This window comes from Duganella sp. CY15W (assembly GCF_009857555.1).
In the GTDB taxonomy this organism is placed as follows: Bacteria; Pseudomonadota; Gammaproteobacteria; order Burkholderiales; family Burkholderiaceae_D; genus Rugamonas; species Rugamonas sacchari.
Window position 1 is genome coordinate 281,693 of the sequence record NZ_WWCQ01000006.1, and the last position, 24,450, is coordinate 306,142.

General features: G+C 61.6%; 24 protein-coding genes and 2 tRNA genes. 19 read left to right on the plus strand and 7 right to left on the minus strand.

The genetic code is table 11. From position 1 onward, the window contains the following. Nucleotides 1–30 precede the first annotated feature (30 nt). The 8 genes from GTP58_RS26090 (at nt 31) to GTP58_RS26125 (ending at nt 9,312) form a co-directional block, all read left to right on the plus strand. Nucleotides 31–2,082, plus strand: coding sequence for an NAD(+) synthase (locus GTP58_RS26090; RefSeq protein WP_161079941.1), 2,052 nt, complete (start codon nt 31–33; stop codon nt 2,080–2,082). Between the two features lie 103 nt (nt 2,083–2,185). Further along, nucleotides 2,186–2,524 (plus strand): P-II family nitrogen regulator, encoded by a 339-nt coding sequence (locus tag GTP58_RS26095; protein WP_008447011.1) that lies wholly within the window; start codon nt 2,186–2,188, stop codon nt 2,522–2,524. 160 nt (nt 2,525–2,684) lie between these two features. Then, nucleotides 2,685–4,100: an aryl-sulfate sulfotransferase gene (locus tag GTP58_RS26100; RefSeq protein WP_161079942.1), complete on the plus strand. Its 1,416-nt coding sequence runs from the start codon at nt 2,685–2,687 to the stop codon at nt 4,098–4,100. An 87-nt stretch (nt 4,101–4,187) separates the two neighbouring features. After that, nucleotides 4,188–6,542: a TonB-dependent receptor gene (locus GTP58_RS26105; protein WP_161079943.1), complete on the plus strand. Its 2,355-nt coding sequence runs from the start codon at nt 4,188–4,190 to the stop codon at nt 6,540–6,542. Between the two features lie 16 nt (nt 6,543–6,558). Beyond that, nucleotides 6,559–7,974, plus strand: coding sequence for a sulfatase (locus tag GTP58_RS26110; protein ID WP_229215753.1), 1,416 nt, complete (start codon nt 6,559–6,561; stop codon nt 7,972–7,974). A gap of 96 nt (nt 7,975–8,070) precedes the next feature. After that, nucleotides 8,071–8,517 carry an SRPBCC domain-containing protein gene (locus GTP58_RS26115; RefSeq protein WP_161079944.1) on the plus strand — a complete coding sequence of 149 codons (447 nt, stop codon included), beginning with the start codon at nt 8,071–8,073 and terminating at the stop codon, nt 8,515–8,517. After that, complete coding sequence (locus GTP58_RS26120) at nt 8,514–8,981, plus strand: SRPBCC family protein (protein ID WP_161079945.1); 468 nt, start codon at nt 8,514–8,516, stop codon at nt 8,979–8,981. The genes GTP58_RS26115 and GTP58_RS26120 overlap by 4 nt, the downstream gene beginning before the upstream one ends. After that, entirely contained in the window at nt 8,968–9,312 is a 345-nt protein-coding gene (locus GTP58_RS26125) for a helix-turn-helix transcriptional regulator (RefSeq protein ID WP_161079946.1), read from the plus strand. The genes GTP58_RS26120 and GTP58_RS26125 overlap by 14 nt, the downstream gene beginning before the upstream one ends. Here GTP58_RS26125 and GTP58_RS26130 read toward each other — a convergent pair. From GTP58_RS26130 to GTP58_RS26140, 3 genes are all read right to left on the minus strand, one after another. After that, complete coding sequence (locus tag GTP58_RS26130) at nt 9,309–10,214, minus strand: ADP-ribosylglycohydrolase family protein (protein ID WP_161079947.1); 906 nt, start codon at nt 10,212–10,214, stop codon at nt 9,309–9,311. The two genes, GTP58_RS26125 and GTP58_RS26130, sit on opposite strands and share 4 nt — an antisense overlap. Next, complete coding sequence (locus tag GTP58_RS26135; protein ID WP_072786499.1) at nt 10,211–10,849, minus strand: trimeric intracellular cation channel family protein; 639 nt, start codon at nt 10,847–10,849, stop codon at nt 10,211–10,213. The genes GTP58_RS26130 and GTP58_RS26135 overlap by 4 nt, the downstream gene beginning before the upstream one ends. A gap of 72 nt (nt 10,850–10,921) precedes the next feature. Continuing rightward, nucleotides 10,922–11,824: a LysR family transcriptional regulator gene (locus tag GTP58_RS26140; protein ID WP_161079948.1), complete on the minus strand. Its 903-nt coding sequence runs from the start codon at nt 11,822–11,824 to the stop codon at nt 10,922–10,924. A gap of 77 nt (nt 11,825–11,901) precedes the next feature. Here GTP58_RS26140 and GTP58_RS26145 point away from each other — a divergent pair, with 77 nt between their 5' ends. Continuing rightward, nucleotides 11,902–12,996 carry an NADH:flavin oxidoreductase/NADH oxidase gene (locus GTP58_RS26145; RefSeq protein WP_161079949.1) on the plus strand — a complete coding sequence of 365 codons (1,095 nt, stop codon included), beginning with the start codon at nt 11,902–11,904 and terminating at the stop codon, nt 12,994–12,996. Between the two features lie 68 nt (nt 12,997–13,064). On the opposite strand, the gene GTP58_RS26150 is transcribed toward GTP58_RS26145, so the two are convergent. Continuing rightward, a complete protein-coding gene (locus GTP58_RS26150) occupies nt 13,065–13,730 on the minus strand; it encodes a Smr/MutS family protein (RefSeq protein ID WP_161079950.1) in 666 nt (221 codons plus the stop codon). Nucleotides 13,731–13,735: 5 nt separating this feature from the next. Beyond that, nucleotides 13,736–14,689, minus strand: coding sequence for a thioredoxin-disulfide reductase (gene trxB / locus GTP58_RS26155; RefSeq protein WP_072786507.1), 954 nt, complete (start codon nt 14,687–14,689; stop codon nt 13,736–13,738). 212 nt (nt 14,690–14,901) lie between these two features. Between trxB and GTP58_RS26160 the strand changes: the two genes are divergently transcribed. The 5 genes from GTP58_RS26160 to GTP58_RS26180 all read left to right on the plus strand — a co-directional run bounded on the left by GTP58_RS26160 (nt 14,902) and on the right by GTP58_RS26180 (nt 20,545). Continuing rightward, entirely contained in the window at nt 14,902–17,307 is a 2,406-nt protein-coding gene (locus GTP58_RS26160) for a DNA translocase FtsK (RefSeq protein WP_161079951.1), read from the plus strand. Between the two features lie 13 nt (nt 17,308–17,320). After that, nucleotides 17,321–17,953, plus strand: a complete 633-nt coding sequence (gene lolA / locus GTP58_RS26165; RefSeq protein WP_161079952.1) for an outer membrane lipoprotein chaperone LolA — start codon at nt 17,321–17,323, stop codon at nt 17,951–17,953. A gap of 62 nt (nt 17,954–18,015) precedes the next feature. Then, nucleotides 18,016–19,320 (plus strand): replication-associated recombination protein A, encoded by a 1,305-nt coding sequence (locus GTP58_RS26170; protein WP_161079953.1) that lies wholly within the window; start codon nt 18,016–18,018, stop codon nt 19,318–19,320. Nucleotides 19,321–19,367: 47 nt separating this feature from the next. After that, nucleotides 19,368–20,198, plus strand: a complete 831-nt coding sequence (locus GTP58_RS26175; protein ID WP_161079954.1) for an alpha/beta fold hydrolase — start codon at nt 19,368–19,370, stop codon at nt 20,196–20,198. Beyond that, nucleotides 20,195–20,545, plus strand: a complete 351-nt coding sequence (locus tag GTP58_RS26180; protein ID WP_161079955.1) for an energy transducer TonB — start codon at nt 20,195–20,197, stop codon at nt 20,543–20,545. Before GTP58_RS26175 ends, GTP58_RS26180 begins: the two co-directional genes overlap by 4 nt. A gap of 15 nt (nt 20,546–20,560) precedes the next feature. Here the strand turns inward: GTP58_RS26180 and GTP58_RS26185 are convergent, their stop codons facing one another. Further along, the gene (locus GTP58_RS26185) at nt 20,561–20,980 is read right to left on the minus strand and encodes a hypothetical protein (RefSeq protein ID WP_161079956.1); all 420 of its coding nucleotides are present in this window, start codon (nt 20,978–20,980) and stop codon (nt 20,561–20,563) included. Nucleotides 20,981–21,238: 258 nt separating this feature from the next. Between GTP58_RS26185 and GTP58_RS26190 the strand changes: the two genes are divergently transcribed. The 5 genes from GTP58_RS26190 to GTP58_RS26210 all read left to right on the plus strand — a co-directional run bounded on the left by GTP58_RS26190 (nt 21,239) and on the right by GTP58_RS26210 (nt 23,737). Continuing rightward, complete coding sequence (locus GTP58_RS26190) at nt 21,239–21,445, plus strand: hypothetical protein (protein WP_161079957.1); 207 nt, start codon at nt 21,239–21,241, stop codon at nt 21,443–21,445. Nucleotides 21,446–21,537: 92 nt separating this feature from the next. Further along, the gene (gene serS / locus GTP58_RS26195) at nt 21,538–22,827 is read left to right on the plus strand and encodes a serine--tRNA ligase (protein WP_161079958.1); all 1,290 of its coding nucleotides are present in this window, start codon (nt 21,538–21,540) and stop codon (nt 22,825–22,827) included. Nucleotides 22,828–22,894: 67 nt separating this feature from the next. Further along, nucleotides 22,895–22,984: transfer RNA gene (locus GTP58_RS26200), tRNA-Ser, on the plus strand. Nucleotides 22,985–23,015: 31 nt separating this feature from the next. After that, nucleotides 23,016–23,105: transfer RNA gene (locus GTP58_RS26205), tRNA-Ser, on the plus strand. Between the two features lie 128 nt (nt 23,106–23,233). Beyond that, nucleotides 23,234–23,737 (plus strand): hypothetical protein, encoded by a 504-nt coding sequence (locus tag GTP58_RS26210; protein WP_161079959.1) that lies wholly within the window; start codon nt 23,234–23,236, stop codon nt 23,735–23,737. Nucleotides 23,738–23,879: 142 nt separating this feature from the next. Here the strand turns inward: GTP58_RS26210 and GTP58_RS26215 are convergent, their stop codons facing one another. Continuing rightward, nucleotides 23,880–24,422 (minus strand): UPF0149 family protein, encoded by a 543-nt coding sequence (locus GTP58_RS26215; RefSeq protein ID WP_161079960.1) that lies wholly within the window; start codon nt 24,420–24,422, stop codon nt 23,880–23,882. Nucleotides 24,423–24,450 lie beyond the last annotated feature (28 nt).

Here is a 24,450-nt window from a genome sequence, read left to right on the forward strand (position 1 = left end):
TTTGATTTTGCCTACGCCGAAAGACCTGACATGGCTTCCAACTTCTTCAATCTGTACACGCACGATTTCGCCCGCGTTGCCATTGCCGCGCCCGTGTGCCGTATTGCCGATCCAGCCTACAACGCCGAACAGACCATCCAGCTGGCCCAGCAGGCCGCTGCGCAAGGCGCGGCGCTGGTGGCGTTTCCCGAACTGGGCCTGTCGGCCTATACCTGCGATGACCTGTTCCATCAGCGCGCCTTGCTGGATGGCGTGCTCGATGGCCTGGCGGCGATTCTGGATGCCTCGACGGAATGGAAGATGGCGGTGGTGGTGGGTGCGCCGCTGCGCGTTGAACACCAGCTGTACAACTGCGCGGTGGTGATTGCCAATGGCCAGATCCAGGGCGTGGTGCCGAAGAGCTATTTGCCCAACTATGGCGAGTTCTATGATGTGCGCCAGTTCAGCAGCGGCGATTATGCGGTCGCCACCGAAATCGATCTGCTTGGTGAGCGCGTGCAGTTCGGCTCCGGCCTGCTGTTTGAAGTGGCCGATATGCCGCTGTTCAAATTCCATGTCGAAATTTGCGAAGACGTGTGGGTGCCGATTCCGCCATCGTCGTTTGCCGCCTTGGCGGGCGCGACCGTGCTGGTCAACCTGTCGGCCTCGAATGCGCTGGTCGGCAAGGCCGGCTACCGCAACCAGCTGGTGTCGCAGCAATCAGCGCGCTGCCTGGCCGCGTATCTGTACACCTCGGCCGGCGGCGGCGAATCGACCACCGACCTGGCGTGGGATGGGCAGGGCGTCATCTGCGAAAACGGCGAGCTGCTGGCCGAAGCCAAACGCTTCAGCGACGAGCCGACGCTGACCTTTGCCGACATCGACCTCGAGCGCCTGTCGCGCGAGCGCATGCGCATGAATACCTTTGCGCAATCGGTGCAGCGCCACGCGGCGGAAGTGGGCAAGTTCCGCACTGTGTTCTTCCATCTGGAGATTGAACGCGAGCAGCCGCTGGCGCTGAAGCGCTGCGTCGAACGCTTCCCTTACGTGCCGGCCGATGCGCGCCGCCGCGATGAGCGCTGCAACGAGGTCTACAACATCCAGGTGCAGGCGCTGGCGCAGCGCCTGACCACGAGTGGCTTGAAAAAGGTGGTGATCGGCGTCTCCGGTGGCCTGGACTCGACGCACGCGCTGCTGGTGTGTGCGCGCGTGATGGACAAGCTCAAACTGCCGCGCACCAATATCCTCGCTTACACCATGCCGGGTTTTGCCACCAGCGAGCGCACGCTGAAGCAGGCGCACGCGCTCATGAAACTGGTCGGCTGCACCTCGCAGGAAATCGACATCCGCCCAAGCTGCGTCCAGATGCTCAAGGATCTGGGTCATCCGTACTCGGAAGGCAAGGAGCAGTACGACATCACGTTTGAAAACGTGCAGGCCGGCGAGCGCACCAACCACCTGTTCCGCCTGGCGAACCACAACGCCGCGCTGGTCATCGGCACGGGCGACCTGAGCGAGCTGGCGCTGGGCTGGTGCACTTACGGCGTGGGCGATCATATGTCGCACTACAACGTCAATGCCAGCGTGCCGAAGACGCTGATCTCGCACCTGGTGCGCTGGGTGGCCGAGTCCGGCGTCATCGGCCGCAGCGACGCGCAGGTGCTGCTGGATATCCTCGGCACCGAGATCAGCCCGGAGCTGGTGCCCGGTACCGCGGACGGCCAGCCGGAGCAGCGCACCGAAAGCACCATCGGTCCTTACGAGCTGCAGGACTTCAATCTGTACTACGTGCTGCGCTTTGGTTTCAACCCATCCAAGGTCGCCTTCCTGTCGCATACCGCATGGCAGGACAAGGAGCAGGGCCGCTGGCCGGACGGCGATCACGTCACGCGCAACCAGTATGACCTGTCCGCGATCAAGAAGAACCTGGGCATTTTCCTGGACCGCTTCTTCCGCACCAGCCAGTTCAAGCGCAGCTGCGTGCCGAACGCACCGAAGGTGGGCAGCGGTGGTTCGCTGTCGCCGCGTGGTGACTGGCGTGCACCAAGTGATGCCCAAAGCGTTGTATGGATGGAGGAACTGCGCGCCATTCCGGTGCAGTAGTAAAGAATACGAGTATGTGAATGGACAGCGCGCGCCTGTCGATTACAATAGAAGCAAAGTATACGCTGCACATAGATTTTCGATTTAAATATAAGGAGAAGTCATGAAACAGATTACCGCTGTGATCAAGCCGTTCAAACTGGACGAGGTGCGCGAGGCGCTGGCAGAGGTCAACGTGACCGGTCTGACCGTCACCGAGGTAAAAGGCTTCGGCCGCCAGAAGGGCCATACTGAACTGTATCGCGGCGCTGAATACGTCGTTGACTTCCTGCCGAAAGTAAAAGTCGAAGTGGTGGTGGATGACGGCGTGGCCGAGCAGGTGGTGGACGCCATCATCAAGGCCGCGCGCACCGGCAAGATCGGCGACGGCAAAATCTTTGTGCAGAACGTTGAGCAGGTGATCCGTATCCGTACCGGCGAGACCGGCGCCGACGCGGTGTAAGCAGTTCCCGTCTTATTCGGAATGCCGGCTTAGCCGGCATTTTTTTTAGCCCGCACCGTTTAAGGTATTTTTTGTATATCGTTGATTGGTTATATTAGTTCGGGATTTCTAGGGTGATTAGTAATATAGACACACTGTCCACCCCTGAGAGCCATGTGTCATGACCAACCATACCTATAAAATCGTCGCACTGTCCCTGCTGTCTGTTGCGGCCAATCTGGGCGCTGCGCCCAGCGTGTATCCCACCGGCGTGACCCGCTACGATACGGCCACCGCCTACAACAGCTACGTGATCTTCAGCGGGCAGGACAAGAAAACCCATCTCATCGACATGAACGGCAACGAGGTGCACAGCTGGAATGCGGAAGGCTTCCCGCCGGTGCTGCTCGATCCGGCGCTGACCGGCGGCCAGCGCGGCAATGTGCTGGTGCAGCTGGCCAGCGCGCCCGGCACGGCCAACGAAGGCAATGGTTTGCGCAATCAGGCGATTGGTGAACTGGACTGGAATAGCAATGTGGTGTGGCAGTGGGGCGCGGCGGCCAGTGCGCAAGATGCGTATGCGGCGCCAGTGGAGGGCAAGAGCAATGCGCAAGTGCCCGGCGGCAGCGCCAAGCAGCATCATGACTGGCGCCGCCTGAAGAACGGTAATACGCTGGTGCTGGCCAATCTGGTGCAGCCGGTGGCCGGCTTCAAGGCGCCGCAGGTGCTCGATGATGTGATCTATGAGGTCAACAAGCAGGGCGATGTGGTGTGGAAATGGACTGCCTCGGAGCACCTGGCGGAATTCGGTTTCTCGGCAGCGTCGCTGAAGCTGGTCAAGGATGGCCTGTCGCCGCGCGGCCCAGGTGCGCCGTTTGACTACCTGCACATCAATAACATGTCGGTGTTGGGACCGAACAAGTGGTACGACGCCGGCGACCAGCGCTTCCATCCGGATAATATCCTGATCGATTCGCGCGAGGCCAATTTCATCGTCATCATCGACAAGCACACTGGCAAGGTGGTGTGGAATCTGGGGCCGGACTATCCGGCGCAGGTGCGCGGCCCGCGCGTGCTGCCACGCCCGGTGGACCAGATCGTCGGCCAGCACGATGCCCATTTGATCGAGCCGGGCCTGCCGGGCGCGGGTCATATCCTGGTGTTCGATAACCAGGGCGAGGCCGGCTATCCGCGCGTCAGCGTGGGCGTGCAGCCGCGTTCGCGCGTGCTGGAGATCGATCCCATCAAGAAGCAGATCGTCTGGGAATATACGGGCGGTGATTCGAATGGGCCGGAGTGGAGTTTCTACAGCTCCTTCATCAGCAGCGCGCGCCGTCTGCCGAATGGCAATACGCTTATCGATGAAGGCATGAATGGCCGCATCTTCCAGGTGACGTCGAAAGGCGACATCGCCTGGGAATACATCAGCCCTTACTTTGCGCCGACACCCGTGGCGGGTGCGGGCAAGCCAGTGCTGAGCAATTGGCTGTACCGCGCCCAACCGGTGCCGTACAACTGGGTGCCGGAAGGCACGCCACGCTCTGAAAAGGCGGTGACCCCGCCGGAGCCAGGCAAGTTCCGCGTCGCGTCCCACTAAACCTCACTACTTCCTATAATGACAACGCGCCGGCAGCCTGCCGGCGTGCGGGGCTGTTCACGCCCGTTTTTTGCAGAAAGCTCGAACATGCAACAGAAAAAACTCGCCGTCGCCATTGCCGCGGCTTATGGATTTGTGTTCACCTATGCGCCGGAAGCGCAGGCCCAGGCGGCTGCGCTGGCTGTTGCCGCCATTTCCGATACGGCGGCCAATGCCGTTGAGGCCGGCGCTGCCGCCGATGGCACGGCTGCGGCCGGGGCGGATGTCTCGCAGGTGATTGCCAGCGTGACCGTGTCCACGCGTCGCCGCAACGAAACCTCGCAAAGCGTACCCACCACCATGAGCGTGCTGGACAGCAAAGCGCTGGAAGACAACCGCGTCTACCGCGTGCAGGATCTGCAACAGCTGCTGCCGAGTACCACAGTCAACTATGTGCATGCGCGCCAGATCAGCTTTGCCGTGCGCGGCTTGGGGAACAACCCGGCCAGCGACGGCCTGGAAGGTAGTGTCGGCCTGTATCTTGATAACGTCTATCTGGCCCGTCCCGGCATGGCCGCGTTTGATGCGCTGGACATCCAGCAGCTGGAGCTGCTGCGTGGTCCGCAGGGCACGCTGTTCGGCAAGAACACCACGGCCGGCGTACTCAACATCACGACCAAGCAGCCAACCTTCCGCAGCGAAAACAGCGCTTCGCTATCGGTTGGACAGGAAGGCTATGTTCAGGGCAAGGCCGTGGTGTCGGGCGCGTTCTCCGACACCGCTGCTGGCCGCCTGTCGGCCTACAAGACGCATGAAGACGGCTACATCACCAACCTCTACAACGGCAGCAAGGTGCAGGGCGGCGACCGCTCGGGCGTGCGCGGCCAGGTGCTGCTGGAACCGGACAACAAACTCAGCGCACGCCTGATTGCCGACTACAACGTCGAGGATTCCAACAACGGCACGCTGGTGTTTTTCAACGCAGGCCCGAGCGGCAAGTTCCTGACGCAGGCGGCCGCGGTCGGCGCGCATCCCGTTACCGATCCGACGTTGCGCCAGGTGAATCTGGATTCCGGCTCGCATGTGGACGTGCACCAGGGCGGCGTGTCGGGCGAGGTCAACTGGAAACTGGATAACGACTACAAGTTCACCTCGATCAGCGCCTACCGTTTCTGGAACTTCACGCCGCACAACGATGATGGCCTGGACGTGCCCATCCTGCTGAATGTCGGCGCTTCCGCGCGCCACCGCCAGTTCACACAAGAGCTGCGCCTGGCGACGCCGCTGGGCCGCGACGTTGAGTCGGTCTACGGCGCGTACTACTACTATCAGAACCTGGACAACATCAACTTCTTCGTGAACGGCCCGCTGGCGGACAAATTTAACGCGACGCCGATTGGCGCCTGGAACAATGTCGTCAGTAATACTTACGGCCACTTGCGCGTCAACAGCTATGCCTTGTTCGCCCAGACCATCTGGCACATCGATCCGAAGTGGGACCTGACCGGCGGCCTGCGCGCCACTTACGAAGACAAGCTCGCAACCGTGCGGCGTGATGCACCGGTCGGCCCGGCGGTGACTGGCGCCGCGCTCGCGGTGCGTACCGCGCGCTACGGTGCGTTTGATTCCGGCGAAGTCCACCTGAGCAATCTCAGCCCATCCGCCTTGCTGACGCTGGCGTACAAGGTCGATAGCGACGTGCTGGCGTTCGGCAGCATTTCGCACGGCGAAAAATCGGGCGGCATCAACCTGTCGGTGCCTGGCGCGGCCGGTGTCTCTTCGCTCAAGGTCAATAACGAGAAGGCCAACAACTTTGAGCTCGGCATCAAGAGCAATCTGCTGGAGCGCCGCGCGCAGGTCAATGCCAGCCTGTTCTGGAATGACGTGAAAGGCTATCAGAGCAATGCCTTCGACCGTGTCAGCAGCACGCAGTATTTGACCAATGCCGGCACGGTGCGCAGCCGTGGCGTTGAGCTGGATGCCAGCCTGGTGGTGGCGCGCGGCTTCACGCTGGGCGCGAACGGCTCCTTCAATGACGTCAAGTACAAGGAGTACAAAAACGCACCATGCCCGGTGGAGATCAATGCCACTTACTGCGACCTGTCGGGCCGTGCGGCGCTGGTCAACGCGCCGCGCTGGATTGGCAATCTGAATGCCGCCTATGCACACGCCGTGGCCGATAACGCCGAAGCCTATGGCAATATCAACTATGCCTACCGCAGCAGCACTTACGGTACGCTGGACGCCTCCGAGTACGCACGCATTCCGGCCTACAGCCTGACCAATCTGTCGGCAGGCGTGAAGATCAAGCGTGGCTCAACCAAGTGGGATCTGTCGCTGTGGGCCAAGAATGTGTTTGACAAGCATTACTACACCAGCCTGTGGAATACCTCGCCGGCTGCGTATAACAGCGTGATCGGCACGCCGCGCCAGCTGGGCGTGACCGCGCGCGCCGATTTCTAAACTGGAGACTCAGAGCATGACCAATATCACCCGCCGCCGCGTCCTCAAATCACTGCCCGCGCTGGCGCTGGCAAGCCAGCTGCCATCCGCGCTGGCGGCCGGCAAGGATCAGCCCAACATCATCTTCATTCTGGCCGATGACCTGGGTCACGCCGACCTCGGCGTCTACGGCCAGACCGACTTCAGGACGCCCAACCTGGACAAGCTGGCCGCGCAAGGCGTGCGCTTCACGCAGGCGTATGCCAACTCGGCCGTGTGTTCGGCCACGCGCTTTGCGCTGATTACCGGCCGCTATCAGTACCGGCTGCGCGGCGGCCTGGAAGAGCCGATTGCAGGCGCGTCCGACACCATCGGTCTGCCGCCGTCGCATCCGACCCTGCCGTCGCTGCTGAAAAAGCAGGGCTACGGCACGGCGCTGATCGGCAAGTGGCACCTGGGCTACTTGCCGACCTTTGGCCCGCTGAAAAGCGGCTATGACAGCTTCTTCGGCAACTACGGCGGCGCCATCGACTACTTCACGCACAAGCCGGGCGTCGGGCCGCAAGTGAAGGAAGATTTGTACGAAGGCGAAGTGCCGGTGCATCAGATCGGCTACTACACGGACTTGCTGGGGGCGCGCGCGGTCGATTTCGTCAACAAGCAGCAGAGCGGCAAACCGTTCCTGCTGTCGCTGCATTACACGGCGCCGCACTGGCCGTGGGAAGGCCCGGGCGATGAGGCGATTTCACGCGACATCGACAACATCTTCCACTACGACGGCGGCGACCTGGCCACCTACGGCCGCATGGTGGAATCGCTGGACGCGTCGATCGGCCGCGTACTGCAAGCGCTGGAGCAGAAGGGGCTGGCCGACAACACCATCGTCATCTTCACCAGCGATAACGGCGGCGAGCGCTTCTCGAAAACCTGGCCGCTGACGGGGCAGAAGACCGAGCTGCTGGAAGGCGGCATCCGCGTGCCTGCCATCCTGCGCTGGCCGGCGAAAGTCAAAGCGGGGCAGGTCAGCGAGCAGGTGGCGATCAGCATGGACTGGCTGCCGACCCTGCTGGCGGCGGCGGGCGGCGCACCCGATCCGGCGTACCCCGCAGATGGCCAGAACCTGCTGCCGGTACTGCTGGGCCAGTCGCAGAACAATGAACGCACGCTGCTGTGGCGCTACAAGGCCAATGCGCAGCGCGCGATCCGCTCGGGCAACTGGAAGTACCTCAAGATCGGCAAGAACGAGTTCCTGTTCGATGTCGTCAAGGACCAGCGCGAGCGGGCCAACCTGGCCAAACGCCATCCGGACGTGTTTGCCCAGCTCAAGTCGCAGTGGGAAGCCTGGAACAAGGACATGCTGCCGATTACTGCCGATGTCCGTACGCACGGCGTCAGCGGCCCGGTGCAGGCCGACCGCTACGGCGTGCCGGCCAACGGCAGCGTGCCGGACTGAAAACGAGAAGAGCAACAATTTGGTTGCTCTTTTCTGTTTTTGGGCCTAAGATGATCTCGCAACCATTTGGTTGCTCTTAACCGTGAGGAGATCATCATGCAGCATTTCCAGCATTCCATTCTGATCGACGCCACGCCCGCCGCAGTCTATGCCGCGCTGACCACGCTGCATGGCCTGCGCGGCTGGTGGAGCGAGGACTGCGACAGCGACGGCGACACCATCCACATGCGCTTCGGCCAGGTCCACAAGGACTTCTGCGTTACGTCCGCGCAGCCGGAGCGCGAGGTGCGCTGGCTGTGCTCGTCCACGCCCGGCGAGGCGCGTTGCACGGATGAGTGGGTGGGCACCGAACCGGTTTTCCAGCTGCAGCGCGCAGGGCAGGGCACGCGTCTCGATTTCGAACACCTGGGCCTGACGCCGGCACTGTCCTGCTATGCCATGTGCGAACAAGGTTGGCACCAATATCTGGAAAGCCTGCGACAATATGCCGTCACGGGCCGCGGCGCGCCCTATCCACTTGCCACTGCGGAGGCATCAGCATGAATCAGGCATCCAATACCGACCAGATCGAGCGCAGCATCCTCATCAACGCATCGGCCGAGCGCGTCTGGCGTGCGCTATCGACGCCGCAAGAGTTCGGCGCCTGGTTTGGCGTCAAGCTGGAGGGCGAGCAGTTCTCGCCTGGCCATCATGCGCGCGGGCCGATCACCATTGCTGGCTTTGAGCACGTCATCTTCAACGCCTGGGTAGAACGCATGGAGGCGCCATCGCTCCTGTCCTACCGCTGGCATCCCTACGCGATTGACGCCGAAGTGGATTACTCGGGCGAGGAATGCACGCTGGTGACGTTTACGCTGCAGCCCAGCGGTGATGGCGCCACCTTGCTGACGGTGGTTGAATCCGGCTTTGACAAAGTACCAGCGCATCGCCGTGCCGATGCGTTCCACATGAACAGCAAGGGCTGGGAAGGCCAGTTGCGGAATATCGAGCGCTATGTCACCCAATAAAAATCTGGTTCCTGAAAAGCTGGCGACCGTGTTTGCCGCGCTGGGCGATCCGACGCGGCTGAAGCTGGTTGCCGTGCTGTGCGCGGGCGGGGCGTTTTCCATTGCCCAGCTCACAGCCGGCACCGACATCAGCCGGCAGGCCGTCACCAAGCATCTGCAGGTGCTGGCCGATGCGGGTGTGGTGGGTGACCTCAAGCAGGGGCGCGAACGCCTGTGGCAGCTGGAGCCGGATGCCATCGCCGAAGCACAGCACGCGCTGGCGCGCATCGGCCAGGAGTGGGAACGCCGCCTGGGCCGGTTGAAAGCGTTGGTGGAGAATTCGCCCGATTAAGCCTGCTTGAGCAATCGGGTGGCCATGTCGTCGATTTCTTCCCGCATCGCGAGTGGCGCCAGCCAGCTTGGCGGGATTGCCTCGATGCCGTAGTACGCGCCAGCAAGCTGGCCGGCAATTGCAGCAGTGGTATCAGCGTCTTCGCCCAGATTGGCGGCGCGCAGTACCGCCGCCTCAAAACTGCCGGTGGTGAAGAAGCACCACAGTGCGGCTTCCAGGGACTGTACGCAATACCCCGTGCCGCGGATGTGTTGTTCGGTTTTGGCCAGGAAGGCGCCACTCGCGAGTTCTGTCACTTTGGGTTCGGACGGCGTGTACCGGACGCGCTCCAGTAACTGTTCTTTGGGCGACCCCGCCAGTATGTGGTGCAGCAGGGCGGCAAGCAACTGGCAGCTTTCCACGGCCTCCGGCGCGCCGTGGGTGGTGCGCGAGCTGTCGGCGGCGTAGCGCAGCGTGGCATCGACATCAGGGTAGGCAAACAGCACGACTGGCGCCAAGCGCATCAATGAGCCATTGCCGGCAGTGGCCGGTGCGGTTGAGCCGCTATAGGGCTGGCCGGTCGCCAGAAAATTCTCAAGCGCGATGCGTACGGTTCCGCCGATGTCAAAGCAGTCGCCCGTCGAGCTGAGATAGCCCCATTGCCACCAGTTTGCATAACGGACCATCTGATCCGCCGGATCGAAGGCATTGTGGGTCAGCAGGCTTTCTGCCAGGCAGAGCGCCATCGAGGTGTCGTCGGTCCACTGTCCGGGCTTCAACCCGAAGGGGCCGCCACCAGCCATGCCGGTGACAGGGGCGAAGCTGCCGCGAGGGGAAAACTCTACCGTGGTGCCAACGGCATCACCGCAAGCCAGGCCGAGCAAGGCTCCCCGGTAGCGGCCCAATAAATCCGGCTGGTTCATGGCTGCTTGTGATAGTGGATGTGCATGTCGAATTTCCAGGTCAGCAGCCGCAGCAGCGTGATGGAGGTGGCGCTGGTCCAGAGGGCGAAGTCGTCGGAGACGTCGGTATATTGCAGGCCAATGTACATCCACGCGCCAAAGAAGGCGCAGATGGCGTAGGGTTTGCCATCGCGGAACACCATCGGCACTTCGTTGCACACGATGTCGCGCAGTACGCCGCCAAAGATGCCGGTAATCACGCCCATCATGGAGGCGATGAAGATCGGCATATTGGCCGCCAGCGCCTGCGAGGCGCCGGCCACGGCAAACAGGCCGAGGCCGATGGCGTCGGCCACCACAATCACGCGTTCGGAAATGATCTGCTTCACGGTCCGCATCAGCGGCGTGGCCAGCAGGGCCAGCACGAAGATCAGGATCGCATATTCCTGGTGCATCACCCAGAACAGCGGGCGCTTGTCGAGCAGGATGTCGCGCAGCGTGCCGCCGCCAAACGCGGCAATGAAGGCCACCGTGAACACCCCCACAATGTCCATGCGTTTGCGGCGCGCTTCCACGAAGCCCGATAGCGCGCCCACCAGTATCGCCACGATTTCAATGACGGTGATCAGGGAGACGTGTACCGGAACGTGCTTCATCTAAGCTTATGGACAAGGTTGCAATGAGCATAGGTTAACATGGCGACCCTCAAGTCCGGTAGGGGTGTTGCATCATATTAACGTATTACTGGTCTTAAACAGCAGTTCGCGCACCCAGTGGTGGGCCGGATCGTGTTCGCTGCGCGCGTGCCAGGCGGCGATTTTGGTGAAGCCGGGGATGGCCAGCGGTGGTTCGAGGATCGCCAGCCCCTGGGTGGTGGCCGCCAGCTTGCGCGGCACCACGGCGATCAGGTCGCTCACGCGCAGGAAATCCTGCAGGATCAGGAAGCTGGCCACGGACAGCGCAACATGGCGTTCGCGGCCGATCGCGGCCAGCGCCTTGTCGGTGACGCCGGCAAACGGGCTGCCGCTGTAGGACACCAACGCATGTTCAAGCGCGCAAAAGCGGTCTAGCGACAGCGGGCCGGCCGCATCGGGGTGGTCGGCGCGCAGCACGCAGACGAAGTCTTCTTCAAACAGCACGCGGGTATGCAGGTCCGGCGTCGCGCTGGCGGGCGTAATCAGGGCGAGGTCGATATCGCCGCGCTCCAGTTGCGCGTGCAGGCTGGCTTCCGCCGGCGTGACCACGATGCGGATGCCTGGCGCCTGCCGCCGTATCGCGGACAGCAAGGGCACCATCACCACGCGCAGGGCGTAGTCGATGGCGGCGATGGTCAGCGTCATGCTGGCGGTGGCCGGATCGAAGCCTTGCGGCTGCAGCATGGATTCCACTTCCGCCAGCAACTGCTTGACCGGTCCGGCCAGCGTGGCGGCGCGCGGCGTCGGCACCATGCCGCGCTGGGCACGGACGAAGAGCGGATCATCGAAGTGTTCGCGCAAGCGGGTCAAGATGCCGCTGACCGCTGGCTGGGTCAAAGACAATCGGCTGGCGGCGCCCGTGACGCTGCGCTCGTCCAGCAGGGCATCCAGCGCCTTGAGCAGGTTGAAGTCGAAGGTTCTGATATCAGCTGGCATGATGGCTCGGATAAAAAAGATCGATTGGATTTATTTTAGTCCAGACCGCATCATGGTGTTCATCGAAAGGAGCCATTATGAGCAATCTATTTACACCATTTACCCTGAAAAGCATCACCCTGCGTAACCGGATCGCCGTGCCGCCGATGTGCCAGTACAGCGCTGTCGATGGCCTGACGAACGATTGGCACCAGGCCCATTACGCCAGCATCGCGCGCGGCGGTCCTGGCCTGGTGATTGTGGAGGCCACCGCCGTCGCGCCGGAAGGCCGCATCAGCCCGGGATGCCTGGGCTTGTGGAATGATGCGCAGGCCGCAGGCTTGGCGCGTATCGCGGCGTCGATCAAGGCTGGCGGCGCGGTGGCGGGCATCCAGCTCGCGCATGCGGGCCGCAAGGCCAGCGCCAACAAGCCGTGGGAGGGCGATGACCATATTCCCGCTGGCGATGTGCGCGGCTGGGACATCATCGCGCCATCGGCGCTCGCTTACGGCAAGCACCTGCCGAAGGTGCCGCAGGCGATGTCGCTGGAGGATATCGCGCGCGTCAAGGCGGATTTTGCGGCCGCTGCGCAGCGCGCGCTGGACGCCGGCTTTGAATGGCTGGAGCTGCACTTCGCGCACGGTTATCTGGCGCAGAGCTTCTTTTCGGCAGCGGCGAACCAGCGTAGCGACGCCTATGGTGGCAATCTGCAAAACCGTAGCCGGTTTATTCTGGAGACGCTGGCGGCGGTGCGTGCGGTCTGGCCGGAACATCTGCCACTGACGGCACGCTTTGGCGTGGTGGAGTTCGACGGCCGCGACGAGCAGACGCTCAAGGAAGCCATCACGCTGACAAAGGCCATGCGGGAAGGTGGACTGGATCTGCTGAATGTGAGCGTCGGTTTTTCAACGCCGGACGCGAATATTCCATGGGGATCGGCGTTCCTGGCGCCGTATGCCGAGCGCGTGCGCTGCGAGGCTGGCTTGCCGGTGGCGTCGTCGTGGGGCATCGACGATCCGCATGTGGCCGAACGTGTGGTGGCGGATGGGCAGATGGATCTGGTGATGGTGGGCCGCGCTTTCCTGGCGAATCCGCATTATGCCTATCACGCGGCGCTGGCACTGAAGAAAGAGCGGCCGTCGTGGACGCTGCCAGCGCCGTACGCGCACTGGCTGGAGCGCTACCAGCGTTGAACCCCACCACCGTAAGAGGGGTCTGACCCCGTACGGGGTCAGACCCCGCGACTGATCGCCGTGCGGGTTTAGCGCGTAGGCTGGAGGGCGGCGCGCAGCAAAACGATCAAAGCGCCTTCGCCCCCTTCATTGTTGCGCGCCTGGCAGAAGGCGACCACGCCTTTTTGCACCAGCCAGCTGTGCACCATGGATTTCAGCACCGGCTCCTGGCCGCGCGAACCAAAGCCGCGGCCATGGATCACGCACACGCAGCGGTGGTTGCGCTGCTGCGCTTTGGTCAGGAAGTCACCCAGCGCATCGCGCGCCTGATCGCGGTTCATGCCGTGCAGGTCCAGCTCGTCCTGCACCGGCCAGTGGCCCTTGCGCATTTTCTTCATGACATCCGGACCCACGCCCGGCGCCGAGTAGTTCAGCGCCGGATCGTCTTCCAGATAATGATCGACTTCAAACAGGTCAGACAGCGACTCGCGCATGACGGCGGCGTCATCCTCGGCCTGCGTCAGCTTGCGGGCTGGCGCGGTGGCGGCGGGGGCGGCCGACTTGGCCGTGGTTTGCGGCACATAGCGGTCCGACACCGGCATGCGCTTCACGCCGCCCAGCGCGGTCTGGAAGATATTGGCTTCCACCACCTGCTTTTTCTCCTGTTTGACGCGCTCCTTCTCGGCGATGGCGCGCGTCTCAGCCTGCTCCTTGAGCTGCTTGCCCAACGATTTCAGGTCTGCGAAGTCTTTCATTGCAATTACTCCTGACCTTCGAGGTAGCGCTGGGCGTCCAGTGCGGCCATGCAGCCGGTGCCGGCGCTGGTGATCGCCTGACGGTAGATGTGGTCCTGCACGTCGCCGGCCGCAAACACGCCCGGTACGCTGGTGGCGGTGGCCATGCCTTCGGTGCCGGTTTTGGTCTTGATGTAGCCGTTGTGCATGTCCAGCTGGCCTTCGAAGATGCCGGTGTTGGGCTTGTGGCCAATCGCCACGAACAGGCCGTGCACAGAGACGTCGGTGATGGCGCCGCTTTCGGTCGACTGGATCTTCACGCCGGTGACGCCGCCGTCATCGCCCACTACTTCGTGCAGGGTGTGGTTGTACTTGATCTCGATCTTGCCTTCGGCGACCTTGGCGTTCAGGCGGTCGATCAGGATGGCTTCGGCGCGGAACTTGTCGCGGCGGTGGATCAGCGTGACCTTGGTGGCGATGTTGGACAGGTACAGCGCTTCTTCCACGGCGGTGTTGCCGCCGCCGACCACGGCCACTTGCTGGCCACGGTAGAAGAAACCGTCGCAGGTGGCGCAGGCAGATACGCCCTTGCCCATGAACGCGGTTTCCGACGGCAGGCCCAGGTACTGCGCCGAGGCGCCGGTGGCGATAATCAGCGTATCGCAGGTGTACTCGTGGCTGTCGCCGATCAGGCGGATCGGTTTTTCCTGCAACTTCACCGTATGGATGTGGTCAAACACGATGTCGGTGTTGAAACGCTCGGCGTGCTGCAGGAAACGCTGCATCAGGTCCGGGCCTTGCACGCCCATCGGGTCGGCTGGCCAGTTTTCGACGTCGGTGGTGGTCATCAGCTGGCCGCCTTGCTCGACACCCGTTACCAGCATGGGCTTCAGATTGGCGCGGGCAGCGTAGATGGCGGCGCTGTAGCCGGCAGGGCCGGAACCGAGGATCAATACGCGGGCGTGTTTAGGAGTGGTCATGGCAGGCTTCTTAATATGTTGGATTAATCCGAATGTGGGGGCGCACGCAAGGGCAGCAAGGGGATGCCGCTATTGCAATTGCGCAAGCAATACAAGATTATAGAGCAAGCAGGGAATCAGGACGAATCGTGGGGCCGGATGTTGCCCTTATGCCTTAGAATACCGGTATAGGAATATTTCCTGACCGCTAACATTGCAACACCTTGATACCTATGAGCAGTAAAAAAGTTCAGGAACGTGCGCCGCGATCCAACGCGGCCGGCGCTTCCTCCTCATCTGGCTACACCCGCACGCCGACCGAGCGCCAACCTTTGCCTAACCGGCTGGTAAGGCTGCTGTCGGAAGCGCGCTGGCTGGCGCTGGCCGTGCTGGGCGTGTACTTTGTCCTGATCCTGGCCAGTTACAGCAAGATGGATCCGGGCTGGTCGCATGAAACGCTGGTGCCGCAGGTGCATAACCTGGGCGGCCGCGCGGGCGCCTGGCTGTCCGATCTGCTGTTGTATATTTTTGGCATCTCCGCCTGGTGGTGGGCGTTCTGCCTGCTGCGCGTGGTGTGGAAGGGCTACCGCGGCCTGACCCATAAATATGTGCTGTCGACCGAGCCGGAGCCCGAGCATGCCCAGGAAGGGCTGATCCGTGCGATCGGCTTTGTGCTGCTGTTCATTGGCAGCGTGGGGCTGGAGTTCCTGCGCCTGCGCACCTTGACCAGCCATGCCCAGCTGCCGCGCAGCTCGGGCGGCGTGCTGGGCGAGCTGATCGGCCATTCGACCCACGTTGCGTTTGGCTTTACCGGCGCCACGTTGCTGCTGTTGCTGCTGTTTGGCCTGGGCTTCAGCCTGTTCTTCCATGTGTCGTGGATGGCGGTGGCCGAGCGTATTGGCGGCGGTGTCGAGAACGCGATTGACTGGTTTGTGCAGCGTTATCAGTACCGTGAGGACCGTCGCCAGGGTGAGGTGGCTGCCGTCAAGCGCGAGGAAGTGGTGGTGCATGAGCGCGCCAAGCACGTGGAGAAGCATCCGGTGGCCGCGCCGACCATCAAGGTCGAACCGCAGGTGGTCACCGTGGTCAAGTCCGAGCGTGTGGAGAAAGAGCGCCAGGCCAACCTGTTCCAGGACTTGCCGGCTGGCGATGGTCACCTGCCGGCGCTGTCGCTGCTGGATGAAGCCGCCGAGACGCAGGAAACCATCCCGATCGAAACGCTGGAATTCACCAGCCGCCTGATCGAGAAGAAGCTGTCCGACTTTGGCGTGGAGGCCAAGGTGGTGGCGGCTTATCCCGGCCCGGTGGTGACGCGCTACGAGATTGAACCGGCGACCGGCGTCAAGGGCAGCCAGATCGTCAATCTGGCGCGCGACCTGGCGCGTTCGCTGTCGCTGACCTCGATCCGCGTGGTGGAGACTATCCCGGGCAAGAACTACATGGCGCTGGAGCTGCCAAATCCGAAGCGCCAGATCGTGCGCCTGAGCGAGATCGTCGGCTCCAAGGTCTACAACGACAACGCTTCGCCGCTGACCGTAGCGCTGGGCAAGGACATCGCCGGCAAGCCGGTGGTGGCCGACCTGGCCAAGATGCCGCACTTGCTGGTGGCAGGTACCACCGGTTCCGGTAAGTCGGTGGGGATTAACGCGACCATCCTGTCGCTGCTGTACAAGTCCGACCCGCGCGATGTCCGCATGATCCTGATTGACCCGAAAATGCTGGAGATGTCGGTGTATGAAGGCATTCCGCACTTGCTGGCGCCGGTGGTCACCGATATGCGCCAGGCCGGCCATGCGCTGAACTGGGCGGTCAACGAGATGGAGCGCCGCTACAAGCTGATGTCCAAGCTCGGCGTGCGTAACCTGGCCGGCTACAACGCCAAGATCGCTGAAGCCAAGAAGAAGGAAGAACACATCCCGAATCCGTTCAGCCTGACGCCGGATTCGCCGGAGCCGCTGGAAAAACTGCCGACCATCGTCATCATCATCGACGAGCTGGCCGACCTGATGATGGTGGTCGGCAAGAAGGTGGAAGAACTGATCGCCCGTATCGCGCAGAAAGCCCGTGCGGCCGGCCTGCACTTGATTCTGGCAACGCAGCGCCCATCTGTGGATGTGATTACCGGCCTGATCAAGGCGAACATCCCGACCCGTATCGCGTTCCAGGTCTCGTCGAAGATTGACTCGCGTACGATTCTGGACCAGATGGGCGCGGAAGCGCTACTGGGCATGGGTGACATGCTGTACATGCCGCCGGGCACCGGTCTGCCAGTGCGGGTGCACGGTGCATTCGTGTCTGATGACGAGGTGCACCGCGTGGTCAAGCATTTGAAAACCACGGGTGAACCGGATTACATCGACGGCATACTGGAAGGCGGTACGCTGGAAGGTGAGGGCGGCGGCGCTGACGGTGCGCCAGCCGGCGAAGGTGGCGGCGAGGCCGATCCGATGTACGATCAGGCCGTGCAGGTAGTGCTGAAAAACCGCCGCGCCTCGATCTCGCTGGTGCAGCGTCATCTGCGCATCGGCTACAACCGCGCGGCGCGCCTGCTGGAACAAATGGAAAATAGCGGCGTGGTTTCACCCATGCAGTCGAACGGTAACCGTGAGATTCTCGCTCCGGTCGCCAGTGCAGAATAAAAGGATAAACTGTATGACTCGTTTTAAATCGTTGAGCGTGCTGACCGCGGGCCTGCTGCTGGCAGGCGTTGCGCATGCGAGCGCGCTGGAGCAGTTCAAGTCCTTCGTCTCGTCCACCAAGGCAGCCAAGGGCGAATTCACCCAGCGCCAGGTGAAGAGCACCAATGGCGAGACGCCGAAAATCTCGAACGCGGCCAGTGGCTCGTTCGTGTTTGCGCGCCCAGGCAAGTTCATCTGGACTTACTCGAAGCCCTACGAGCAGGTGCTGCAAGCCGATGGCGACCAGCTGTTCATCTTCGACAAGGACCTGAACCAGGTCACCGTGAAGAAGCTGGGCGATGCGCTGGGCTCGTCGCCAGCGGCGATCCTGTTCGGCAGCAATGACCTGGAAAAGAACTTCACGCTGTCCGAAGGCGGCACGCGCGATGGCATGGAGTGGCTGAAAGCCGTGCCGAAAGCCAAGGACACCAGCTTCGAACAGATCAACATTGGCCTGCGCAACGGCTTGCCGGAAGCAATGGAACTCAAGGATTCCTTCGGCCAGACCTCGGTGCTCAAGCTCAGCAAGATCGAGAAAAATCCAGCGCTGAGTGCCACGAGTTTTAAATTCGTCATCCCCAAGGGCGCGGACGTATTCAATAATTGACCCGTTAATCACGGGGTATGACGCCGCAGCCGTGTGCGCTGCGGCGTTTTCCATTCAAGAACATGGCAGATTTATTTTCCACCGAACCGCGCCAGCCGCTGGCGGAAGCGCTGCGGCCCAAGACGCTCGACGAGGTTGTCGGCCAGCGCCATCTGCTGGGGCCGGGCAAGCCCTTGCGCCTGGCGTTTGAGTCGGGCCAGCCGCACTCGATGATTTTGTGGGGGCCGCCGGGTGTCGGCAAGACCACGCTGGCGCGGCTGACCGCCAAAGCCTATGACTGCGAGTTCATCGCCTTGTCCGCCGTGTTTTCGGGTGTGAAGGATATCCGCGCCGCGATGGAGCAGGCGCAGCACAATCTGGACATGGGCAAGCACACCATCCTGTTTGTCGACGAGATCCACCGTTTCAACAAGTCGCAGCAGGATGCGCTGTTGCCGTATGCCGAGTCCGGCCTGGTCACGCTGATCGGCGCCACCACCGAAAACCCGTCGTTTGAGGTGAACTCGGCACTGCTGTCGCGCGCGCAGGTGTATGTGCTGAAGTCATTTGATGAGAGCGAGCTGCGCCAGATGGTCGACCGCGCGCGCGCCAAGGTGCTGACGCAGCTGGAATTCGATGACGCCGCGATCGATACCCTGATCGGTTACGCCGACGGCGATGGCCGCCGCCTGCTGAACCTGCTGGAAGTCACCGGTACGGCTGCCAACGCGGCCAAGACCAACAAGATCACTGCCGAGTTCATCCAGAACGCGCTGACCTTGAACGCGCGCCGTTTCGACAAGGGCGGCGATAACTTCTACGACCAGATCTCGGCGCTGCACAAATCCGTGCGCGGCTCGAATCCGGACGCCGCGCTGTACTGGCTGTGCCGCATGCTGGACGGCGGCGCCGACGCGCGCTACCTGTCGCGCCGCATCGTCCGCATGGCGTGGGAAGACATCGGCCTGGCCGACCCACGTGCCATGCAGATCGCCAACGATGCCGCCACCACCTACGAACGCCTCGGTTCACCGGAAGGCGAGCTGGCGCTGGGCCAGGCCGTGGTCTACCTGGCCATCGCCGCCAAGAGCAACGCCGGCTACAACGCCTTCAACGAAGCCATGGCCTTCGTGCGCAAAGACAAGTCGCGTGAAGTGCCGGTTCACCTGCGCAACGCGCCGACCAAGCTCATGAAGGAACTCGGCTACGGTCACGAGTACCGCTACGCCCACGACGAGCCGCATGCCTATGCCGCCGGCGAAACCTACTTCCCCGACGATATGCGCGAACCCGGCTGGTACCAGCCCGTGCCGCGCGGCCTGGAATCCAAAATCGCCGATAAAATGGCCTTCCTGCGCAAACTGGATGAAGACGCCGGCAAGTCGTAATGTTGTAAGATAAGACATTCGATAGTCCGCGTATTCAGAGGAGCAGCATGCAGCCGGCAAAGGTGGTCGACGGGGTCGATATTTACATAGAAGGTGAGGGCGCCGAGACGATCATCATGATCCACGGATGGCCGGATACCTACCGCGTGTGGGATGCGCAGGTGGCGGAGCTGAAACAGCGCTACCGCTGCGTACGCTTCACGCTGCCAGGCTTCGATATCACCAAGCCGCGCCGTTCGTATTCGCTCAATGCCATGCTGCGCGTGCTGCTGCACATCATCAACAGCGTGAGCCAAAAGCAGAAGGTGATCCTGATGCTGCATGACTGGGGCTGCGTGTTTGGCTACGAGTTCTATATGCGCAACAAGGCGCTGGTATCGGCCATCATCGGCGTGGACATTGGCGATGCACAGTCGAAAGCCACCGCGCGCTCGCGCTCGGTCGGGCAAAAGATGATGGTCAGCGGCTATCAGAGCACGCTGGCGCTGGCCTGGGCGATCGGCGGGCCGGTGGGCAACCTGATGACGCGGGGCATGGTGAGTGCGCTGGGTGCACCCTCGCCCAAGGAATACATCAGCTCGGGTATGAACTTCCCGTATTACATCCTGACTGCCGGGGCGTCCGGCTCGTACAACTCACTGGTACCGTTCGTGCCGAAAGTGCCGATGCTGTTCATTTATGGCACCAACAAGCCGTTCATGTTCCATTCGCCGCAGTGGACGGAAAACCTGGCGGCCAAGGAAGGCTGCAAGGTGGTGGCGCTGGAAACCGACCACTGGCCGATGCTGCGCCAGCCAGAGCGTTTCAACGATATTGTTATTAGCTGGCTGGACAAACCCGCTGAAAATGATGAAACCGCTGAGGAGGACGCTGCATGAAACGCATCATAACCCCCATCGCTTGCATGATCGTGGCCGGCAGTGCTGTGGCCTTCCACGCCTTCGGGCCAAGCAATCCGGCCAGCCTGGTGCAGGGATGTATGCCGCTGGCTTATCCAGCCGAGTCGCTGAGCCTGCATGAAGATGGCAAGGTGAGCATGGCTTTGCTGATCGGCGCCCATGGTGAAGTCATGGACCGCAAGCTGACCCGGTCCAGCGGCCACCGCCGCCTGGACAATGCGGCGCTGGCTGGTATGGCGCAATGCCATTTCGAACCAGCCAAGGCCGACGGTGTCGCGCAAGAGAGCTGGCTTATGCTGGACTACGTCTGGAAACTGCCGGAGTAAGACCGGACTGAACTATCAGCGCAGGCGGATCGGCTTCTGGTACGGTGCAAACGGCGGTGGCGGCAGTTGGGCCGACGCATAAGCCTGGCGGAAGCATTCCGCTTTCTTGCCTTCGACGTCGGTCGTGGTGCGGGTGACTTTACCGGCCGCATCCAGCGTCAGCACGATCACCACCGGGTGCCGGGCGATGTCGTGGCAGTTGCCGCGCTCATCAAGCTTTTGCGCGTTATTGAAATTCAGCGAGACTTCCTCGTACTTGCTGGCTTTCTCATTCGGGAACTGGGCGTTGAACTTGTTCATCTCGACCGCAAAGTTCGGATTCTGCGGTGGCGTTGGTTCATCCTTTTGCCACGACGAACCGCCCATGGTCGAGCAGCCCGTTGCAATCATCATCACGGCAGCCGATGCGGCAATCTTCAGGGTATGGGTTTTCATTTTTTCTTCTCCTCGAAATTCGTACTGTTGAGTGCATCGTACAAATTTCGACGCGTTCGTGGCGCACGATTAGTTGCGTAGGAGAAATCCTACAGCGTGACGCATACCGGAACATGGGCCGCTTCCGGCGCCGGTTTTTTGCATTTCAGACCTTGTTTTGAGCGCTTCGTCGCATCCTTGACGCAGGTCAGAACGCCTTTAGGTACAGTACAACCATACCGCAGCACTCATCCAAACCGACACCTGAAGGAGTACATCATGAACATCGCTAAAAACATGGAAATCATCTTCGTTGCCGCCACCATCCTGGCCGGCGCCACCACCTTCGCCACGGCCGCCGACGACCGCGTTGACGTCGTGATGCCAGCCGACAAAGCTGCCGTCATCGCCAAAGCCGACGTCAGCATGCCAAGCGTGACGGTCAGCGCCAAACGCCTGACCGCCGCCGAAAAAGCCGCGCTGTAATCGTTACAGCCGGCGGGCTGCTCAAAACTCGCAAGGAAGTGGCTTCATCTTGGTACAATTGACGTTTTCGATACACCAACGGCTTTGTTCCCATGATTGATATCCAACTTCTCCGTAAAGATATAGCTAATGTCGCCGCGCGCCTGGCGACCCGCAAGTTCCAGCTCGATGTGGAGGCGTTCAACGCTCTCGAGTCGGAACGCAAAGCGATCCAGACGCGTACCGAAGAACTGCAAGGCAAACGCAACTCGCAGTCCAAGCTGATCGGCATGATGAAGGGCAAGGGCGAAGACACCACCGCTTTGATGGCGGAAGTGGCTGGTCTCGGCGACGAGCTCAAGGCCAATGAAGTGAAACTGGGCGAGCTGCAGGCCAAGCTCGGCGATTTCCTGCAAACCATCCCGAACCTGCCGCATGAATCGGTGCCCGCAGGTACCGACGAGAGCGGCAACGTGGAAGTCCGCAAAGTTGGCACGCCGCGCAGCTTTGATTTCGAGATCAAGGACCACGTTGACGTGGGCAGCCCGCTGGGTCTGGATTTCGACACCGCGACCAAGCTGACCGGCTCGCGCTTCTCGGTCATGAAAGGCGGCATCGCCCGTCTGCACCGCGCACTGGCGCAGTTCATGCTGAACACCCACACCGACGAGCACGGCTATACCGAGTGCTACACCCCGTACCTGGTCAACGCCGATTCGTTGCGCGGCACCGGCCAGCTGCCGAAGTTTGAAGCCGATCTGTTCTCGGTGAAAAAAGGCGGCGCGGAAGGCGAGGGCGAGCACTTCTACCTGATCCCGACTTCGGAAGTCTCGCTGACCAATATCGTGCGGGATGAAATCATTGCCGCAGAAGCCCTGCCGCTGAAGATGACCGCCCATACCCCATGCTTCCGTTCGGAAGCGGGCAGCTATGGCCGCGACACGCGCGGTATGATCCGCCAGCACCAGTTCGACAAGGTGGAAATGGTGCAGGTGGTGCATCCAGACCATTCCTACACCGCACTGGAAGAAATGGTGGGCCACGCAGAAACCATTCTGCAGCGTCTGGGCCTGCCATACCGCGTGATGTCGCTGTGCACCGGCGACATGGGCTTTGGCGCCACCAAGACCTACGATCTGGAAGTCTGGCTGCCGGCGCAGAACACCTACCGTGAAATTTCCTCGCTGTCGAACTGCGAAGCCTTCCAGGCGCGCCGCATGCAGGCACGCTTCCGCAATGCCCAGGGCAAGCCGGAACTGCTGCATACGCTGAATGGCTCGGGCCTGGCCGTGGGCCGTACGCTGGTCGCCGTGTTGGAAAACTACCAGCAGGCAGATGGCTCGGTGGAGATCCCGGCGGTACTGCGTCCGTACATGGGCGGACAAACGCATTTGAAAATGTAATTTTGCCCTTCCATTTTCTCAAGCACCTGCTATAATCTTGCCTTCTCGCAGCAGCAGGTGGGAAAACGGAGAGGTGGCAGAGTGGTCGATTGTACTTGACTCGAAATCAAGCGATGGGTCAAACCATCCGTGGGTTCGAATCCCACCCTCTCCGCCATTAGGCGGTTGTAAGAAAATTAGCGTCACCAGGAGAGGTGGCAGAGTGGTCGATTGTACTTGACTCGAAATCAAGCGATGGGTCAAACCATCCGTGGGTTCGAATCCCACCCTCTCCGCCAGTATTCAGCGAAAAAGCTCCCAAAAGGGAGCTTTTTTGTTTTCGGCCTAGAAACCCGTAGTTCTCACCGGAACTGCGGGTTTTTTATTTTTCGGGCTAGAATGCAGAAAAATTAACCTGGGAGATCTTATGAAGTTTGTCGCCGCATTTCTGACCTCTGCGCTGCTGGCTGGTGCTGTACACGCCGCCACGGCGAACCCTGACGCCACCCAGATCAAGGCGGCGCACGATCTGATGGCCGCCATGCAAGCCGAGAAAATGATGCGGATGACGGCCGGCATGAGCAAATATGCGTCGCCGGACCAGCGCAAGCAGGTCATGGACAAGGTCATCAAGCTGCAGCCGGAATTTGTCTACAGCAAACTGGCCATGCCAGTGGCCAAACTGCTGAGCACGGAGACCTCGCTGGAAATGACCAGGTTCTACCAGTCCAGCTACGGCCAGCGCGTGCTGCACGATACTTACAACAGCAGCGCCCAGCTGTATCCGACCCAGCCCAAGCCGACGCCGGCGGAACAGGCCGAACTCAAGAAGCCGGCCTATCTGAAAGCAGAGAAGGAATTCAAGGCCAATGAGCAAGCCATCAACCACGAAACCTTCGTGCTGCTGAAAGAAGTCATCAATGGTAAATAAGGGTTTGTGATCATCCGCCAGCTGGTCGCGGCGCTGCCCAAGACCTTCCAGCGGGCCGAGGTAAGGGCCTATTTCAAACACAATATGGGCAGTGATCCAGTGGCGTAGTCCTGGCCCCGAGATTAAAAGCGGCGCTGGAGGTTTAAGCGCCGCAGCATTTCTTGTACTTCTGGCCGCTGCCGCAAGGGCAGGGATCGTTACGGCCGGCCTTCGCCGCCTTCGGTTGCGGCGCATGGAAGAAGGCGTTGATCTGGATGACCGACGGCGTGACCTTGGCGGCATTCACTGGCGGCTGGAACGGCAGCAGCAAAGCTGGCTGCTGCGCACGCAGCGGCGCCCAGGCGTCGGTCGCCAGTTGCACCCCGGCCAGGAAGCCGGCGCTCCACGCGTCGGCAGTCCAGCTGCCGCCGCATTCGTAAATCGGCTCGAAGCTGGCGGGATCTTTCTGCATCCACTCGCGCATGTAGGCGTGATGACGCAGCACCAGTGCGGCTGCCTGTGGGCTGTCCTCGGCGCCACCCCAAACGTGGGGCAGCCATGTATCCTGCGCCAATTCGGCAGGCCCGACCACCAGCGCCGTCAGAAAGCCTTCCAGTCTGGCGACATCCATGGACTGCGGCCCGATGGCCGCCAGCAGGTCGTCTAGTTGATCGTATTCGTCGTCGTTGAGTGGGGTCGTGCTCATGGCAATGTGGCTGGCTAAAAGCCGCCAT

What these genes read in the sequence shown, in the direction of transcription:
- GTP58_RS26170 (WP_161079953.1), top strand. Translation starts at nt 18,016, where the DNA reads ATGGCAGATTTATTTTCCACCGAACCGCGCCAGCCGCTGGCGGAAGCG.
- GTP58_RS26215 (WP_161079960.1), bottom strand. Translation starts at nt 24,422, where the DNA reads ATGAGCACGACCCCACTCAACGACGACGAATACGATCAACTAGACGAC.
- lolA (WP_161079952.1), top strand. Translation starts at nt 17,321, where the DNA reads ATGACTCGTTTTAAATCGTTGAGCGTGCTGACCGCGGGCCTGCTGCTG.
- GTP58_RS26185 (WP_161079956.1), bottom strand. Translation starts at nt 20,980, where the DNA reads ATGAAAACCCATACCCTGAAGATTGCCGCATCGGCTGCCGTGATGATG.
- GTP58_RS26175 (WP_161079954.1), top strand. Translation starts at nt 19,368, where the DNA reads ATGCAGCCGGCAAAGGTGGTCGACGGGGTCGATATTTACATAGAAGGT.
- GTP58_RS26120 (WP_161079945.1), top strand. Translation starts at nt 8,514, where the DNA reads ATGAATCAGGCATCCAATACCGACCAGATCGAGCGCAGCATCCTCATC.
- trxB (WP_072786507.1), bottom strand. Translation starts at nt 14,689, where the DNA reads ATGACCACTCCTAAACACGCCCGCGTATTGATCCTCGGTTCCGGCCCT.
- GTP58_RS26145 (WP_161079949.1), top strand. Translation starts at nt 11,902, where the DNA reads ATGAGCAATCTATTTACACCATTTACCCTGAAAAGCATCACCCTGCGT.
- GTP58_RS26135 (WP_072786499.1), bottom strand. Translation starts at nt 10,849, where the DNA reads ATGAAGCACGTTCCGGTACACGTCTCCCTGATCACCGTCATTGAAATC.
- serS (WP_161079958.1), top strand. Translation starts at nt 21,538, where the DNA reads ATGATTGATATCCAACTTCTCCGTAAAGATATAGCTAATGTCGCCGCG.
- GTP58_RS26100 (WP_161079942.1), top strand. Translation starts at nt 2,685, where the DNA reads ATGACCAACCATACCTATAAAATCGTCGCACTGTCCCTGCTGTCTGTT.
- GTP58_RS26160 (WP_161079951.1), top strand. Translation starts at nt 14,902, where the DNA reads ATGAGCAGTAAAAAAGTTCAGGAACGTGCGCCGCGATCCAACGCGGCC.
- GTP58_RS26090 (WP_161079941.1), top strand. Translation starts at nt 31, where the DNA reads ATGGCTTCCAACTTCTTCAATCTGTACACGCACGATTTCGCCCGCGTT.
- GTP58_RS26210 (WP_161079959.1), top strand. Translation starts at nt 23,234, where the DNA reads ATGAAGTTTGTCGCCGCATTTCTGACCTCTGCGCTGCTGGCTGGTGCT.
- GTP58_RS26115 (WP_161079944.1), top strand. Translation starts at nt 8,071, where the DNA reads ATGCAGCATTTCCAGCATTCCATTCTGATCGACGCCACGCCCGCCGCA.
- GTP58_RS26180 (WP_161079955.1), top strand. Translation starts at nt 20,195, where the DNA reads ATGAAACGCATCATAACCCCCATCGCTTGCATGATCGTGGCCGGCAGT.
- GTP58_RS26150 (WP_161079950.1), bottom strand. Translation starts at nt 13,730, where the DNA reads ATGAAAGACTTCGCAGACCTGAAATCGTTGGGCAAGCAGCTCAAGGAG.
- GTP58_RS26110 (WP_229215753.1), top strand. Translation starts at nt 6,559, where the DNA reads ATGACCAATATCACCCGCCGCCGCGTCCTCAAATCACTGCCCGCGCTG.
- GTP58_RS26190 (WP_161079957.1), top strand. Translation starts at nt 21,239, where the DNA reads ATGAACATCGCTAAAAACATGGAAATCATCTTCGTTGCCGCCACCATC.
- GTP58_RS26105 (WP_161079943.1), top strand. Translation starts at nt 4,188, where the DNA reads ATGCAACAGAAAAAACTCGCCGTCGCCATTGCCGCGGCTTATGGATTT.
- GTP58_RS26130 (WP_161079947.1), bottom strand. Translation starts at nt 10,214, where the DNA reads ATGAACCAGCCGGATTTATTGGGCCGCTACCGGGGAGCCTTGCTCGGC.
- GTP58_RS26095 (WP_008447011.1), top strand. Translation starts at nt 2,186, where the DNA reads ATGAAACAGATTACCGCTGTGATCAAGCCGTTCAAACTGGACGAGGTG.
- GTP58_RS26125 (WP_161079946.1), top strand. Translation starts at nt 8,968, where the DNA reads ATGTCACCCAATAAAAATCTGGTTCCTGAAAAGCTGGCGACCGTGTTT.
- GTP58_RS26140 (WP_161079948.1), bottom strand. Translation starts at nt 11,824, where the DNA reads ATGCCAGCTGATATCAGAACCTTCGACTTCAACCTGCTCAAGGCGCTG.